The organism is Streptococcus sp. 27098_8_113 (genome assembly GCF_041432545.1).
Classification (GTDB): Bacteria; Bacillota; Bacilli; order Lactobacillales; family Streptococcaceae; genus Streptococcus.
The window spans coordinates 113,412-129,221 of the sequence record NZ_JAPVZU010000004.1 but is presented as its reverse complement, the minus strand read 5'-3'; the positions used below and the strand labels follow the sequence as shown (position 1 = coordinate 129,221).

The window sequence follows — 15,810 nt, the reverse complement described above, 5'->3', positions numbered from 1 at the left end:
CCTTGCGGGCTAGAAACCTCGGACACAATCACATCGAATGTACCGGTCTTGGGATTGTTGTTGGCAATAGTCAGCTTGCCTTCTGGTTTCGCAACGGATACCTTAGTCGTTGTGCCACCAACACCAACCATCTTGCCGTCATTTTGAACATAGTACAAATGGACACTGTAGTCACCTACAGAGTTCTTATGCTCGCTAGAACGGACGGTGAATTTATAAGTACCGTCTGACTGTTTCTGTGCCTTGTGCCAGATGATGTCATCCTGACCTTGCTCATTTGACCAAGTCGGAAGCAAGACTTCACGAACACCTTGCGGACTAGAAACTTCGGACACGATCACGTCGAATGTACCAGTCTTAGGATTGTTGTTGGTAATAGTCAGCTTGCCTTCTGGTTTCGCAACTGATACCTTAGTCGTCGTACCACCAACGCCGACTAACTTGCCGTCGTTTTGGACATAGTACAAGTGGACACTGTAGTCGCCGACAGAGTTCTTATGCTCACTAGCACGAACCGTAAATTTATATGTACCGTCTGACTGTTTCTGTGCCTTGTGCCAGATGATGTCATCCTGACCATTCTCATTTGACCAAGTTGGAAGTAAGACTTCACGAACGCCTTGCGGGCTAGAAACTTCGGACACGATCACATCGAATGTACCCGTCTTGGGATTGTTGTTGGCAATAGTCAGCTTGCCTTCTGGTTTCGCAACTGAAACCTTAGTCGTTGTACCACCAACGCCGACCAACTTGCCATCACCTTGAACGTAATACAAATGAACATTGTATTCGCCCGTAGAACCTTTATGGTTGGCAGCATTAACAGTCAGCTTATAAGTTCCGTTGGCTTGCTTCGTTGCAGTGTACCAAATAATATCATCTTGTCCGCGCTCACTGGACCAAGTCGGAAGTTTAACTTCCTGAACTCCATGTGGTGCGGAAACTTCGGAAACAACAACATCAAATGTACCAGTTTTTGGATTATTATTTTGAATACTAATCTTACCTGTCAGCGGTTGTTTAACCAAAGTAGCTCTAGCTGTAAATCTTCCAGAATAGTCAATACTTTGGTCAAAAACATGCTTACCAGAAAGCAGCTGCGCTTGAGAAGTAAATTGCCAAGCTCCTGCTCTGCTATTGTACTTCAAATTTTTAGCATCATTTGCACTTAGCTTCGGTGCTGGATACTGAGCAATCCAAAAATTATCAAGGCCAAAGAGAGATGTATTTATTGAACCTTTGTGGCGTAGGTTATTCTGGTCAACCCAGCTAGCGCTCGTGTAATACATCAGATTTGCATATCCCTGCTTGCGCATTTCATCTGCCCAAGCCTGAGTATGCTGGTTAATCCCCGTTTGCATTTTAGGATCTTCCATGTCATTGACCATGACTGTATTTTTAGGCAAGGACAGTTTATTAGCAAAAGCAGCATAGTAACGGGCCTCTGCTCTCGCTTCTGCATCATTTGTATAATGCGAGAAGGCATAGGTTGATACTTGCAAACCAGCTGCTTGCGCATTTCGAACCTGAGACTCAGCAAAAGGATTAGTATAGTGGGTTCCTTCTGTCAGCTTAACAACGACACCGCCGACACCTTTGGATGCTAATTGGCGATAGTCTTCTACGCTGATATGGCCGTTATGACTACTCACATCCACAAAGGTAGAGCCCTTGATTTCTGCTTGTGAATTGCCGCGCGCTGTTTGTCCAGATGAAGAAGCCGCATTATAAAAAGAATTGCTTCCCTTTTTAGATACAGGACTGGCGCTAATCGCTGGGGAAGTCTGCTCAGCCTTTACTGGATTCTGAATCGCTTCAGAAGTAGCTGTCTTTGCTTGTTCACTCGCTTTATTTTCTGGCATATCCTCCTTGACCAGACTAGCAGCAGGTGCCAGATTTTCTGGTGCCTTGTATACTGGACTAGCTTCCGCTTTTGCGACCGAGCTTTCTTGTTTGACTTGACGGTCAGTAGAAACCACTTCTGCTAAGACTCCCTGCTGAGGTTGATGATCCTTTTCTACTTGAAGTTCTGACTTAGATACTTCAAGGTCTGTGGTTGTCTGAGTATTTTCTTCTGCCTGTACCACGTTAGCCGTTGCTGCTAGCAATATGGCAGTGCTGGCTAAATAGATAAGTTCTTTTGATTTCACCTTTTATCTCCAAACTTTTAAAAAGCTTGCCACCTTTAAGGCAACAAGCCATTTATTGTTATTCTTATTTCACAAAATCAAGAAGAGCTAGGAAGCTTTCAGCTTCAAGTGACGCTCCACCAACAAGGGCACCATCAACGTCTGGGCAAGCCATGTATGAAGCAACGTTTTCAGGTTTAACTGAACCACCGTATTGAACGCGAACTTTATCCGCAACTTCTTGACCAAAGTCAGCAGCTACAACGTCACGAACAACTTTACACATTTTTTGTGCATCGTCTTGTGAAGCTGATTTACCAGTACCGATAGCCCAGATTGGCTCATAAGCGATAACAGTTGCAGCAACTTGTTCAGCTGTCAATCCAGCAAGAGCAGTAGATACTTGAGCGCCTACGAATTCAGCAGCTTTACCAGCTTCGTAAGTTTCAAGGCTTTCACCACAACAGATGATTGGAAGCATACCGTTTGCAAAGATTGCTTTAGCTTTTTTGTTGATATCTTCGTCGGTTTCATGGAAGTAGTCACGACGTTCTGAGTGACCGATAACAACGTAGTCTGTACCGATTTCTTTCAAAACTTGTGGGCTTGTTTCACCAGTGAAAGCACCTGCATTTTCAAAGTAGCAGTTTTGAGCAGCAACTTTAAGATTTGAACCTTTTGCAGCAGCAAGAACAGTTGTCAAATCAACTGCAGGAGCTGCGATACCTGCTTCAACAAGGTCTGATGAAGGAAGTTTTGATGCAACTGCTTCAACGAATGCTTTTGCTTCTTCTGGATTTTTGTTCATTTTCCAGTTACCGGCAATAAATGGTTTACGTGACATTTCACATACCTCTTCTATTTTTATTTATATGGGCTATTATATCATAAGAAAGCAAATTAATAAAGGTTATCCACAATTTTTCATCAAATCGTAATGTTTCTAGGAGTTATCCACAGTTTTGGCTGTGAATAAACCATTTAAAGGCCTCGAGGTCGTCTTTTACTTCCTATTTTCCAGCAGTTCTTCTATATCCGTAATGACTCTGGCCTGCATTTTATTGAGCTTATCTATCTCTGCATCTGAGTACGGGAAAGTGTTCAGCAAAACGCCATCAATCCCAACAGCTTCAGCAATAGCCATATCCGTAGAAAAATCATTGCCAACCATCACCGTAGCTTCTGGATTGAACTGATTCTCCTCCAATACGAGTTCTAACCATTCTGCTTGTGGTTTTTTTATCTGATAATCCGAAGAAATATAAATTTTGTCCAGATAAGGAGCACAACCCGTCAATTCAATTTCTGGCATTGTAAAAGCCTTTTGAGCATTGGATAGCAAAATAACATCGCCTCCCTGGTCCTTAATGACCTTTAGAACTTTGAGGGTATTTGGATAGGCATGGAGCTGACGACGGGACAAACTCCGAAACGTTACAGCCAGCTGCTCTCCCCAAGCCTGCACATCTGGAAGCGGAGTCTGGGTTTCATGCTTAGTTGGAGCTTCCTGCAAAAGCTGAATGAAAACTGCCACCAAATCAACCTCTGGATAGGCAAGGCCTTTCTCTTGAGCTATCTTTTTTTCCTGCTCTGCTACCAATTGTCCATATTTCTTTTTCAAGTCTTCTGGCTGATAATCTGCTCCATATGCTGCATAGATGCGGGAAAGATACAACCATAAAATTGGATCATCTTCGTCAGTCCGGATATCTACTAGTGTTCCATAAAAGTCAAAAAGATAATGTTTATATTCTAACTTGTGCATTTTCGCCCCTTTCGCCAGTGACAAACATGGTAAAGGTCCCCTTGCAGACATTCTTCCCATCTTGATTGACAATATCCACGTCCACCACTCTAGTCGTCCGGCCAGTATGGACACAGTTCCCCTCAATGCTCAAAGTATCGCCTAGTTTGGCCGCTTTAAGATAATTGATGGAAGACTGCAAGGTCACAGCGTCAGCTCCTTGTGAAATGACAACCAAACCACTTATCTGATCGCACAAGGTAAATAGATAGCCTCCATGCGCATTGCCATAATAGTTTAGAGAAGAGGGAACGACCTCTGTCGTTACTAAAACATGGCCATTTTTGGCCTCCTCAATTTTATAGTTTTCAAATGCTGAAATTGCATCAAAATGAAAATCTTTCATTCCTCACTCCATTAATTTTGCTTATACTTCATCATACTACTTTTACTGGCAAGGAACAATGTTTATATGCACATTCCAATGGAAAATATTTTTCTACCAGTTACCCAAATCTCTAGCACTCCTGATCTATCAGCCAATTGGACTAGTAGCTTGGAAATAAAGTTCTAAGCCAAATTAGGCTAGTAATGAATTTCAAAATTCTCAGCTGAAGATTTGCAAGACAAAACATTAAACTAGGTTGGAAATTTCCCCAACCTAGTTTGTTTCTATTTTCTTTTGATAAAGGTAGGAAATCAAAGCCAAGCCCATTACGCCTAGACCAAGTAGGAGAAAGGTGGCTGTGTGAACACTTGGCAAAAGCGTCATCAGGAAAGTCGCAGGAGGCATGAAAAGAATTGCCAGCGTGTAAATAGTCGAGAAAACTCGGCCTAGATACTGCTTGTCCACTTTGGTCTGAACCTGGCTGAAGAAATGAATATTGAACACAGTCATAAAGAGCTCGCAGATAAGATTACCAGAATAAGAAAAATAGAGATGAATCGGTAGCAAGGCAGAAACGCCCATGACCGCAACTCCGACACCTGTCAATAACAGGGCTAGAAGAAGATTTCCCATACTAGCTCTGACCTTACTGGCTAGAATAGCTCCGATGATTGAGCCTATAGCACCCAAACTCAGAATGGTTGCATAAGAGCCAGTCTTGCCGTAAAGCTGATTGGTGAAAGGCAGCAGGTAATTAAAGGCTGCAAAGAAAAAGTTGACTGCGGAAGCTACCAAGAGCAAAAAGAAGATTTCTTTTTGTTGGCGGATATAAACTAGTCCTTCCTTGATGTCTCCTAGGATATTGCCAAGATTGATGGGAGACTGCTGCTTGCTTGGCTCATGATTGGGCAGAAAGTAAACCAAGGCGAAAGCCAGAAAGAAGCTCAGCGCATCCAGCAGAAGAGTCATGCGCAGATTTGCATACTGCATCACGATAAAAGACAAAACTGGAGCTGAGACACTGATAACCTGCAAGGCCAGTTCCAGATGAGAATTGTAGGCCACGATATCTTCCTTGTCCACAATCTCTGTAATGTAGGATTTATTAGCTGGCCGAGAAAAGGCAAAGGTTATGGCCTGAACCACATTGGCAAAAATCAGCGCCCCAATCATCAGCTGATTATTAGAGATAAAAGAAATCAGCAGACAAAGTCCAGCGCAAATCAAGTCCGTTACCATCAGCACCTTACGTCTGGAAAAGCGGTCCGTAATGGCCCCACCCAAAGGATTGAATAAGATAGAAGTGATTAGCTCCGCTATCTGGTAAATGCCCAAGACCGTCTGTCCCAGAGCTCCCAAAGAAGCAAGCCAGATGCTGTTTCCATAGTCATAGAGCATATTTCCAATTTTATTAATAGCAGCCCGTGTAATCAGCTGTGCAGCATGTCGATTCATAAAAACACCTCCTTCCATTTCTGAAACTATTGTATCAGAAATAGAGGGAGGTTCTTTGTTTTTCCCATATTTGGGAAATTACACTTTTACAAACTTCTCGAAATGCTCTTGATAATAGGCAACTTGCTCTGGTAAATTCAGCACTTCAAAGATATGCATGGCTTCCTGCATTTGCTTGATTCCCTGCTTCTTCTGCCCCTTCTGATAAGCTGCAAAACCTTTTAGATAGAGGAACACATTGCGTTCATAGAGTTTGATGCCCTTGCCAATGATTTTCTCTACATAAGCCTCAAAATAACTAGCCTTATCAAAAGAACAACTTTCCAAACAATGCTGGTAACAATTGAGCGCTATAATCAAGACTAATTTCTTATGGCGACCAATTTCTTTGTAATAGTCCTCTCGCTCCATGGCTTCCTTGCCCAGACGGTAGACGTAGTCCACATCATAAAAGCTATAGAGATTGCCAAAGAGGATGAGCTCATACATGGTCCAATCTTCCACTTGGAAGAGATAATCAGCCACCTTATCTAAATCCTCTTGCCTCATGCGAAACTGACTGTCTCGCTGACAAATCAAGCCCTGCATCAAAATCCAATTCAGCTCATAGTAAAGAGGCGCACTGCTGGCCTTGGCCTTTTCCAACTGCTCCGCTTGCAAGTCTTGAAATCCCTTGATGTCATTTGAGTAGTAAAGAGGGATAATCTTACCCATCATGGCCACATGCTCATGCTGCTGGAAATTCCTTGCCTTATCCATAAAATTTTCAAGGGTCACATGAATATTATCCAAGAGATCTAAAAATTTCGAGAGAGTCATATCCGACTCACCCAGCTCAAAACGAGACAGCTGAGAAGTCGAGCAAACCTGACCCGCCGCTTCCTTCAAAGAATAATGTCCATTTAAACGAAAATCGCGAAAAACTTTGCCTAAATTTTCTATTTGCTTACCACTTCAATTCCTTTAATTGCTGTTTCGCTTCCCTAGTCGCTCTTTCAAAACTACCTTCACTGCCTCTTGTTCGGATTTTATTTTCAGACGAGACTCTTTTCGTCAAAATCTTATCGACTGAAAATCGGAAAAGGCAAATTCTGCTAAAAGAGCTCGTCAGAAAATAGAAAGTTCGGGATTTACTCTCAGAATAACCGTCAGAAAATCTGACAAAGTCATTTCCCTCTAAAATAGCTTTTCAGAAAACCTGACGGGCTGACTTGTCTTTAAAAGAACTTAGATTGCATGAAGAATGTTTTATTTTCCTCGAAAAAATCTCAGAACACATGTAAAAGTTCGTCTTTTGCTCTCAGGGAAACAATTCTTCATGAAGAATCTTCCTTTTTGCAAAAAACTAGAGATTACACATGTAGTTCGAGAAATTCCTAATAGAAATAAATGATTAACGATACGAAATCTCTGATTTAGTTACTTCAATATTTGGATCGACATACTTGATGTATGGTGCAATAAAATCAATATCATCACACTTAGGACCTAGTTTAATTTTTGAGTATTTTAATTCTTTGTCAGTATAGACATATAGACCAGGAATGATACTATTAGAACTATCGCTAGTAAAAATTTCACTCTCCTTACCTTCATAAGATTTAATAATCCGATACTCATTTTCATAGCTATAATCTGCCTTTTTAAATAAATAACGAATATCATCTATTAAATTCAAAGCCGAAGAAAAGTATTTTTGTCTTTCATCACCGTCCTCCTTTTTAATTTCGTCAAATGCTGATTTTATTTGAGCTATTTCTTCCTCTAAAGAATCTTCTTTAGCATTGTAACAAACCTTATAAATTCCAATTCCATTATTTATATCATCAATTAGGTCTTTAATATAATCTGAATGATAAGTTAAATTGATTCCTTTAGCATCATCACCATATTGTTTCCACATAGGGAGACTATCTTCAAGATTTTTATCCTCTCCAGTTTGTGACATTGATGCAAAATAAAATGATGATATTTCATAATCAGTCACAGGCAATTCTTTTTTTTCAATTCCTATGAGATCAAGAAATGTATATCCTTCATTTGGATCATTCATCTGTCTCGCATTACTTAGCCGTAACCTAGCGTAAGTATCTTTTTCATCCTTCCTATACACTAAATTCTTTAAAGTTTTTAGGGATGTATAGTGAATAAAATTATCATAATCACCAATATCAAATCGCAATTTTTCCCTAATGCCATTCACATTATCTATAATACATTTTAAATTCTTATCAATACAAGAATCTAAATCAGATTCTAATTGGGGATAGATGTTACTCTTCAACAACGAAGATAAAAATTTATATACCTTAAAATCTGTGTCTTCAAAGGTTTTATTTTTATATTTATCAACTAAATTATTTAATAAAGCATAGGAATAAATGGTTGCTCTTACTGAGTCAACAATATTATTCTCAATTTTTTCTAGCTCTTCTCGATGTTTGACAATAGAATTAAAGAAATAATCAGTAAAAGGATAATTTCCAACATTCAGACATTCATCAAGTTCCTTTAGTTTCTTTTCTAGTTTCAATATATCCTTACTATTTGTAACTCCATCATTTCTTAATAGAGCACGTTTAACACCTTCATTATTTTTTATACTATCGGATAGTTCAGTTATGGTTAAATCACGAAGTTTATTTAAAAAATCAGAGTAATCATCGTCATCACGCAAAATATTATACACATTTTGATAAAAATCTACATGTTGAGCTAATGAAAAATAATTATCATTAAATTCTTTAGTAAGATGAACATCTAGCCAGTTTGAGTCAAACTCATGATCTTGCCAGATTTGTTCACTTATATGCTTTATTTTAGTATAACTATTTATATCTTGTTCTTCAATACTATGAGTGTATACTCGGTATTCTCCTACATATCGTTCTTGTGATTTTTGATTATAATAATACACCTCATAAGTGATGTAATATCCATAATCATTCCAATCACTTTGATAAAAAACAAAGGCATCGTTATTACTTTGATTCCTGAAATAATTATATGGATATTTTGTAATAATTATTCTGTTTTCCATAAATATTCTATTTCCTTCCTACACCTTCTCCGCCAGTTCTTCCCATTCTAGCATGGCTTCTTCTTGGGCAGCGGTCAGCTGGTCGATTTGCTGCTGGCTCTCCATGAGTTCGCCAGCGTCATTGGTGGCCTGCATGGCTTCCTGAAGCTGACTGATCTGGCTGTCCAAGTCCTCGATTTGCGTTTCCAGTTGTTCTAGGCGGCGGGCCAGCCGGCGCTGTTCTTTCTGGTTTTCCTTTTGAAGCTGATAGTCATTGGCAGGTGCTGGCTTGTCAGGACTGGCCTGCTCTGTCTCCTCCTGCAAGGCTTCCTGCTCTGCCTTTTTCTCCAGATAGTAGTCATAATCACCCAGATAAAGGGTAGAGCCTGTCTTAGAGAGCTCAATAATCTGAGTAGCCACGCGATTGATAAAGTAACGGTCATGGCTGACAAAGAGCAGGGTGCCGTCAAAGTCAATCAGGGCATTTTCCAGCACTTCCTTGCTGTCAATGTCCAGGTGGTTGGTCGGCTCGTCTAGGATGAGGAAGTTGTTATTTTCCATAGACAGCTTGGCGAGGAGCAGACGCGCCCGCTCTCCACCTGATAGCATGCCGACAGACTTCTTGACATCGTCTCCCGAGAAGAGGAAAGCGCCTAAGCGATTGCGAATTTCGACCTCTGGCGTCAGCTTGAAGTCATTCCATAGCTCGTCAAGTACCGTATTGCTGGGAGTCAGTTTGCTCTGGGTCTGGTCATAGTAGCCCACTTCCACATTAGCACCCAGCTGCTCCTTACCTCTGATGAAGGGCACTTGCCCCAGTAAAGACTTGAGTAAGGTCGTCTTTCCAATCCCATTTGGCCCGACAATAGCTACCGCATTAAACTTGCGAATGTCAAGGTTAATCGGCTCTGACAGGACTTCCTCTCCGTAGCCAATAGCTGCGTCTTCCAAGGTCAGCACAACATTGCCCGAAATCTTATCGGATCTGAAGGTCATATTGGCCGAGCGATTGCCGGTCTCCGGCCTGTCCAAACGCTCCATCTTTTCCAGCTGCTTACGGCGGGACTGAGCCCGCTTGGTAGTGGAGGCCCGGACTAGATTGCGATTGACAAAGTCCTCCAGCGCAGCGATTTCTTTCTGTTGCTTTTCGTAGTTTTTGGCTTCAGTAGCCAGCTTCTGCTCCTTTTGGACCACAAAGCTAGAGTAATTGCCCACATAGCGATCCAAGGAATGTTTGGTCAAGTCCAGCGTGATGGTCGCAACCTTGTCTAGGAAATAGCGGTCATGGCTGACGATAATCAAGGCACCGCTGTAGTTGACTAAGTAAGTCTCCAGCCAAGCAATGGTCTCGATATCCAAGTGGTTAGTTGGCTCGTCCAGTACCAGCAACTCTGGCTTTTCCAAAAGCATCTTAGCCAGCGCCAGACGAGTATTCTGCCCGCCCGACAGCTCAGAAATCTTCATCTGCCACATGGACTGGTCAAACTTGAAGCCATTCAAAATCGCTCGAATGTCGGCCTCATAGGTAAACCCACCTTTCTGGCGAAAGTCCTCTGACAGCTGGTCATACTGGGTCATGAGAGCCGTCAGGTCTTCCCCTGACAATTCTCCCATTTGGAGCTCCATTTGCCGCAAGCGCTTCTCCTGCTGGCGCAGGCTATCAAAGACCAGCAGCATCTCGTCGTAGATAGTATTCTCCGACTCAAAGCGGCTGTCCTGAGCCAGATAGGACAGGGACAGGTCTCGTTTTTTATTGATCTGACCAGACGTCGGCTCTTCCTCGCCCACCAAAATCTTGAGCAGGGTTGACTTGCCAGCTCCATTTTTACCGACCAGTGCAATCCGGTCACTCTCATCCACCTGCAGGTTGATATTATCAAAAAGTAGCTCCCCTGCAAAAGAGCGTTCAATCTTGTTTGCTTGTAAAATAATCATAAGACCATTATAGCAGATTTCCAAGTACAGAGCCATTGGCTGTCATAAAAAATGAAATCCAAACTGTCTGTCTCTCAAGCCAATTCAAAGGAGAATTTTAAATCTTTCCGCAAGCACTCAGACCAGAATATCCTGTCTAGCGATTGAATAACATCAAATCAGACTTCTATGGATTAGCATGCCCAAAAAAGCCGAAAGAGCTCAACTCTAACGGCTTTATTTTTTATTCAATGATTTGTGTTTCAGCTAGTTTCTTATACCAGTGAGCGGATTTCTTCGGATAGCGCTCCTGCGTTTCAAAGTCTACGTAGAATAAGCCGTAGCGTTTTTCATAACCGTTAGACCAAGAAAAGACATCCATCAGAGACCAGATAAAGTAGCCCTTGACATTAGCCCCGTCCGCAATCGCATCGGATAAAACTTCCAGATGCTGCTTGACGTAATCAATGCGAGCATCGTCGTAAACCGTATTGTCCACAAATTCATCTTTATAACCCAGACCATTTTCTGTGATATAAATCTTCTTGTAGTTTGGATAATCTTTCTTAATCCGCATGATTTGATCATAAAGACCTTGCGGATAGATAATCCAATCCCAATCAGTTTTTGGTATATGGGTTGGAGATTCTCTACGCCCTACTCCCTTAATCTGGTACTTAGAGCTTCCCTTTTCGCCTTTTCCGTTATGGATAATTTCTGTTTCACCGTCAAAGTCGCGCATCCAGTCACTCATATAGTAGTTGATGCCAAGGAAGTCATTGAGGTCTTTAGCTGCTTCTAGAGCCGCAAAGTCTTCATCTCGCAAATCCAGCTGGCCACCATTAACCTTAAGGATGTGATTCACTCCTGCCAGAGTTACATCAGAATAGTGCCCCAGATAAGTCGCATCTAAGATAAACTTGTTATGAATAATATCTTCCAACTCTGCCGCTCTGACATCTGCTGGAATTTCTGGATCGTAAGGATATTTTGTCGGAAGTGCATGAACGACACCAATTTCACCCTTGTAGCCCTTGTCCTTATAAAGCTTAACGGCACGGGCATGGGAGACCATCATGTTGTGATGAGATTGGAAAACCTTGGCTAAGTCATACTGGATACCTGGGGGGAATTTTCCTACTAAGTACTGACCATCACCAATAGGACCAATTTCATTGAAAGTTGTCCAATAGCGAACTTCTGGAAATTCTTCAAAACAGAAAGCCGCATAGTCCACAAAGTACTCAATATTTTCTCGATTGAGGAAATCGCCATTTGAATGAAGGGCCTCTGGTGTATCAAAGTGGTGAAGGGTCACAAAAGGTTCTACATGGCGTTTGTGGCATTCTGCGAAAAGATTATGATAAAATTCCACACCTTTTGGATTGACCTCGCCATAGCCTGTCGGGAAAATCCGTGACCAAGCGATGGAAATCCGAATCCCATTGACACCATATTCTTCAGCCAATTTCAGATCCACTGGGTATTTGTGGTAAAAGTCACTGGCAGGCTCCGCCGTGTACCAGTAGTTATCCTCTAGGTATTTATCCCAGGCAACAGGTCCTTTTCCATCTGTGTGGGTTGCTCCCTCAGCTTGATAGGCCGCTGTTGCACCACCAAAAATAAAATCTTTAGGTAAGCTTTTTGTCATCTTATTTTCCTTTCAATAGCATTTGGAGAGTGGGACAGAAATCGGTAATTCGTTAGAATTCGATTTCGTCGTCCCACCTCCGCACAGCTGAGTAGGGCTATAAAAGCTGATGAAATCAGCGTAGTAGAGCCCACTCAACCACTGCGTCTTGCTAGACAATCCAAAGACAATTGAGAGGCTAGGACTTTTGTCCCAAACTCTATCAACTTGCTTCATCTCAAATAAACAGATTTAGTTCTTAAATTGCTCCTGAACAAAGGCCAGTGCTCCTTTGCCATCGCGGGTTAGCTTGATGTATTGGCCGCCTTCAGTCTTAGCCAGCTTGATCCCCAACTTATCAGTTTCCGCCTTCATGTCTTCAAAGTTGGAAGCAACTTGAGGGGCCAGGATAACCAAGTCAAACTCAGGCAGCATTTCACGGTGAGCACCGTAGCCACCCGCTGCTGCTTTGACAGGAACATTGTATTCAGCTGCTGCTTTATTCAAAGCGTTGGCCAGCAATCCACTAGTACCACCACCCGCACAGAGCACCAGAACATTGGTTTCTTCGCTAATATTGTTTTGAGCTGGAGCTTCTTCATCCACTCCTGCTTTTTCAAGGATAGCGTCCGCTTTAGCAGTGTTAAAGTTAGCAGCTACTTTTTCTTTAAGAGCATCGTTGGCTTTGCCAGAACGTTCTTCTTCTAAGATTTGTTCGTCATAAACCTTGACAAATGGATAATAAATAATCACATCTACTACGACAAGAAGGGCTGCAAGAACAAAGGACAGAAGCTGGAAGTTGGTACCCAGCACAATTCCCAGAGGTCCAGGTGTTACCCAAGGAAGGTTGGCTGAGAAGGAGTTCATGTTTAAGGTATCAACAAAGAATTTGAAAATCCATACGTTTGCGATAGGTGCAAAGATAAATGGAATAAAGAAAATTGGATTCAGTACGATTGGAGCACCAAAGAGAATGGGCTCATTAACACCAAAGAAAGTTGGGACAACAGATGCCCGTCCAATCGCACGATTACGCTCAGACTTACAGATCCACATGAAGAGGAAAGGAACAATCAAGGTCGCACCAGTACCACCCATGGTAACGATGAACATTTGAGTACCAGAAGTAATGACCTTATCCGCATGTTGACCAGCTTGAACTAGAGCCAAGTTGGCATCGATATTGGCATAAGTAATAGCAGCAATGGCAGGCTCAACGATAGACGGACCGTGAATTCCCACGAACCAGAAGAAAGCATAAGCACCAAAGATAAGCGTGATTCCCAGATAGCCATCTGCCGCTGAGAAAAGCGGAGCTAGAAGCGTTCCGATAGATTCTGCAACCGTTACTCCCAAACTTGCTTTAACAAGCAACTCCAAGCCGTAGAGCAGAACGACTGAGACAGTAAATGGAATCAAGTCTTTAAACACTTGCGAAATATTTGGTGGAACTTCTTCAGGCATGCGGATGGTAACATTATTTTTTACACAAACCTTGTAGACATTAACCGTAACAAAGGCTGCGATGAAAGCTGTCAAAAGACCTTTAGTTCCCATGAAGGCAGTCAGGAAGCCACCTTCCTTGGCAGGTTCAGCCGCCATGAGGAGGAAGCCGACCATAGAAGCCAGCATAGTAGACAAGAAGTTAATCTGGTTTGTCGCAGGCAGGCTGCGATTGACAGAGTCTGTCAAAGCCTTTGCAGTGGTCCCACCCACAAAGAAAGCCAGAATCCCCATCGAATAGCTATAAGGGGTCATTAAGAAAGTTTCCATTTCCTTAGACCAGTGGAAGCCCCAAGCATTTGGCACATAGGCAATCAAGATAAAGATAGATGAGAAGAGGATGACTGGCATACCAGCGATAAAGCCATCCCGAATAGCACGGAGGTAGATGTTCCGAGAAATCTTCTCAAAGAAAGGCTTCCCTTTCTCAATAAGTCCGATGAGTTTGTTCATTATTTCACTCCTCTTTTGTATAGTTCAATCATGTGTTTCATCAAATCCTTGAGCAACAAGGTTGTCATCAGGTGGTCTTGGCCGTGCATCATCGTCACGCTATAAGCCAAGTCCTCACCAGCAGCTTCTTTGGTCAAAAGGCTGGTCTGAGCATGGTGCGCTTCGACAATACAAGCATTTGCTTCTTCCACCAAACTTTCAGCGCGGGCAAATTCTCCAGCCTGCGCTGCATTTAATGCTTCCAGCAACTTGGAGCGGGCGTCACCAGCGTAGGCTACGATTTCAAAACCAAGTAATGTTACTTCTTCTCTATTCATGATAGATCCTCCTTTTAATGTTCCTTATAATAATCGTTGAATATGTAAGACCAGATAAACTCGCTCACTATGATACAAGTCTATTCCAGTTTTCTGGGCAATAATCTCATATAGCCTACTTCCGATTTGATAAGCTTTGGGATAGGTCAGTTTAATCTGACTTTCCATTTCTAACAGTGAAACATTATCATCTCGGCTTCTGTCTAAGTAATCTAAGAAGTAATTAAGATGAATCATAAACCGATCATAGAAGTTGCTATTATCCGATGTTCTTTTTATTCCCTGTTTTCTTAGCTCTTCTTCTACAGCAGCTAGAATTTCCTTCCGCTGATCCAAATAACCCTGACCTGCTGGATTGGAGACCCCTTCTGCATTGATAAAGTGATAAGCAATTCTATTTATTTCATCCTCTGGAAAAGCTTCTAAGAGTCGTTCCCGATAAATAGCCACTGCTTCTTGCGCGATTTGATAAGGAGTGGGATATTTACCTGAAGCATCTGGCAGGTCACTCTCCTTGTACCGCCCCTGATGAAGTGCTTGATAAGAACAGTAGATATGGTCCGTCAGTGTGACATAGATATACTCCTGGACTGGGTAATGGTATTTCTTGGAAAGCGTGTCAATCACATCATAGGTCACTGTGATAAAGTCCAGTGGCACATCTTTGAGCAAGGTCACAAAGTTTTCCTTGGACTCTTCCGTTCTCATACGAAAGACTTTCTCAATCTTACTTTCCAGAACAGGATCACCCTTTTTCTTATTGAATGCTATCCCACTACCAATCAGAACAACCTCTTCACCATTTTCATGTTTGGCTAGAGCAACATTGTTGTTCATAGGCAGTATAATTCGATACATAGTTCCCTCCTCATCATTTTCTTGAGCCTTCGTGAAATAAAAATGACCGCAAATAAACGGAAAATACAAGAGCACTTGCTTCTTCCAATTCATTTGCGGTCACGCCTAATCCAACTTAGTAACGCTCACCCTATTCAATCTATGGTTTTATTATAGCACATCAAAACGTGAATGTAAACCCTTTCTTTTGTTTTTTTTTATTATTTTTTAGAATTCCACTTTTTTACTAAAGATTTAGCACTGTTGCAAGCTTGTCCACACGAAAACTCATCACCTTAATATATATGTGCAATAAATGTCAGAGAGTACAAGACCTTCTACAAACTTCTTGGAAAGCATGCGCTGAACTCGCTATGAAAGACTTACTCCCTCTCGAGTAAGTCTCTTCATGTCAAAA

The 15,810-nt window shown here is 41.9% G+C and carries 12 protein-coding genes; all 12 read right to left on the bottom strand.

Annotated elements, in window-relative coordinates; genetic code table 11:
* A partial coding sequence (locus O3644_RS04050) for a GBS Bsp-like repeat-containing protein (protein ID WP_371595130.1) occupies nt 1-2,150 on the bottom strand: 2,150 nt, incomplete at its 3' end.
* A 64-nt stretch (nt 2,151-2,214) separates the two neighbouring features.
* Nucleotides 2,215-2,973, bottom strand: a complete 759-nt coding sequence (gene tpiA / locus O3644_RS04045; RefSeq protein WP_371595129.1) for a triose-phosphate isomerase — start codon at nt 2,971-2,973, stop codon at nt 2,215-2,217.
* Nucleotides 2,974-3,132: 159 nt separating this feature from the next.
* A complete protein-coding gene (locus O3644_RS04040; protein WP_371595128.1) occupies nt 3,133-3,894 on the bottom strand; it encodes an HAD family hydrolase in 762 nt (253 codons plus the stop codon).
* A complete protein-coding gene (locus O3644_RS04035; RefSeq protein ID WP_371595127.1) occupies nt 3,875-4,279 on the bottom strand; it encodes a PaaI family thioesterase in 405 nt (134 codons plus the stop codon). The genes O3644_RS04040 and O3644_RS04035 overlap by 20 nt, the downstream gene beginning before the upstream one ends.
* A 255-nt stretch (nt 4,280-4,534) precedes the next feature.
* Nucleotides 4,535-5,716 (bottom strand): MFS transporter, encoded by a 1,182-nt coding sequence (locus tag O3644_RS04030; protein WP_371595126.1) that lies wholly within the window; start codon nt 5,714-5,716, stop codon nt 4,535-4,537.
* Between the two features lie 78 nt (nt 5,717-5,794).
* Complete coding sequence (locus O3644_RS04025; protein ID WP_371595132.1) at nt 5,795-6,658, bottom strand: MutR family transcriptional regulator; 864 nt, start codon at nt 6,656-6,658, stop codon at nt 5,795-5,797.
* 451 nt (nt 6,659-7,109) lie between these two features.
* Nucleotides 7,110-8,756 carry a DUF2971 domain-containing protein gene (locus O3644_RS04020; protein ID WP_371595125.1) on the bottom strand — a complete coding sequence of 549 codons (1,647 nt, stop codon included), beginning with the start codon at nt 8,754-8,756 and terminating at the stop codon, nt 7,110-7,112.
* 18 nt (nt 8,757-8,774) lie between these two features.
* Nucleotides 8,775-10,670: an ABC-F family ATP-binding cassette domain-containing protein gene (locus O3644_RS04015; RefSeq protein ID WP_371595124.1), complete on the bottom strand. Its 1,896-nt coding sequence runs from the start codon at nt 10,668-10,670 to the stop codon at nt 8,775-8,777.
* A gap of 223 nt (nt 10,671-10,893) precedes the next feature.
* A complete protein-coding gene (gene lacG, locus O3644_RS04010; RefSeq protein ID WP_371595123.1) occupies nt 10,894-12,300 on the bottom strand; it encodes a 6-phospho-beta-galactosidase in 1,407 nt (468 codons plus the stop codon).
* Between the two features lie 231 nt (nt 12,301-12,531).
* Nucleotides 12,532-14,238 (bottom strand): lactose-specific PTS transporter subunit EIIC, encoded by a 1,707-nt coding sequence (locus O3644_RS04005; RefSeq protein WP_371595122.1) that lies wholly within the window; start codon nt 14,236-14,238, stop codon nt 12,532-12,534.
* A complete protein-coding gene (lacF, locus tag O3644_RS04000) occupies nt 14,238-14,555 on the bottom strand; it encodes a PTS lactose transporter subunit IIA (RefSeq protein WP_062006079.1) in 318 nt (105 codons plus the stop codon). The genes O3644_RS04005 and lacF overlap by 1 nt, the downstream gene beginning before the upstream one ends.
* A gap of 24 nt (nt 14,556-14,579) precedes the next feature.
* The gene (locus tag O3644_RS03995; RefSeq protein WP_371595121.1) at nt 14,580-15,413 is read right to left on the bottom strand and encodes a PRD domain-containing protein; all 834 of its coding nucleotides are present in this window, start codon (nt 15,411-15,413) and stop codon (nt 14,580-14,582) included.
* Between the last annotated feature and the right edge of the window lie 397 nt (nt 15,414-15,810).

Excerpts from the sequence above, each read along its gene's own strand:
- tpiA (WP_371595129.1), bottom strand. The coding sequence starts at position 2,973 with ATGTCACGTAAACCATTTATTGCCGGTAACTGGAAAATGAACAAAAAT.
- O3644_RS04040 (WP_371595128.1), bottom strand. The coding sequence starts at position 3,894 with ATGCACAAGTTAGAATATAAACATTATCTTTTTGACTTTTATGGAACA.
- O3644_RS04035 (WP_371595127.1), bottom strand. The coding sequence starts at position 4,279 with ATGAAAGATTTTCATTTTGATGCAATTTCAGCATTTGAAAACTATAAA.
- O3644_RS04030 (WP_371595126.1), bottom strand. The coding sequence starts at position 5,716 with ATGAATCGACATGCTGCACAGCTGATTACACGGGCTGCTATTAATAAA.
- O3644_RS04020 (WP_371595125.1), bottom strand. The coding sequence starts at position 8,756 with ATGGAAAACAGAATAATTATTACAAAATATCCATATAATTATTTCAGG.
- O3644_RS04015 (WP_371595124.1), bottom strand. The coding sequence starts at position 10,670 with ATGATTATTTTACAAGCAAACAAGATTGAACGCTCTTTTGCAGGGGAG.
- lacG (WP_371595123.1), bottom strand. The coding sequence starts at position 12,300 with ATGACAAAAAGCTTACCTAAAGATTTTATTTTTGGTGGTGCAACAGCG.
- O3644_RS04005 (WP_371595122.1), bottom strand. The coding sequence starts at position 14,238 with ATGAACAAACTCATCGGACTTATTGAGAAAGGGAAGCCTTTCTTTGAG.
- lacF (WP_062006079.1), bottom strand. The coding sequence starts at position 14,555 with ATGAATAGAGAAGAAGTAACATTACTTGGTTTTGAAATCGTAGCCTAC.
- O3644_RS03995 (WP_371595121.1), bottom strand. The coding sequence starts at position 15,413 with ATGTATCGAATTATACTGCCTATGAACAACAATGTTGCTCTAGCCAAA.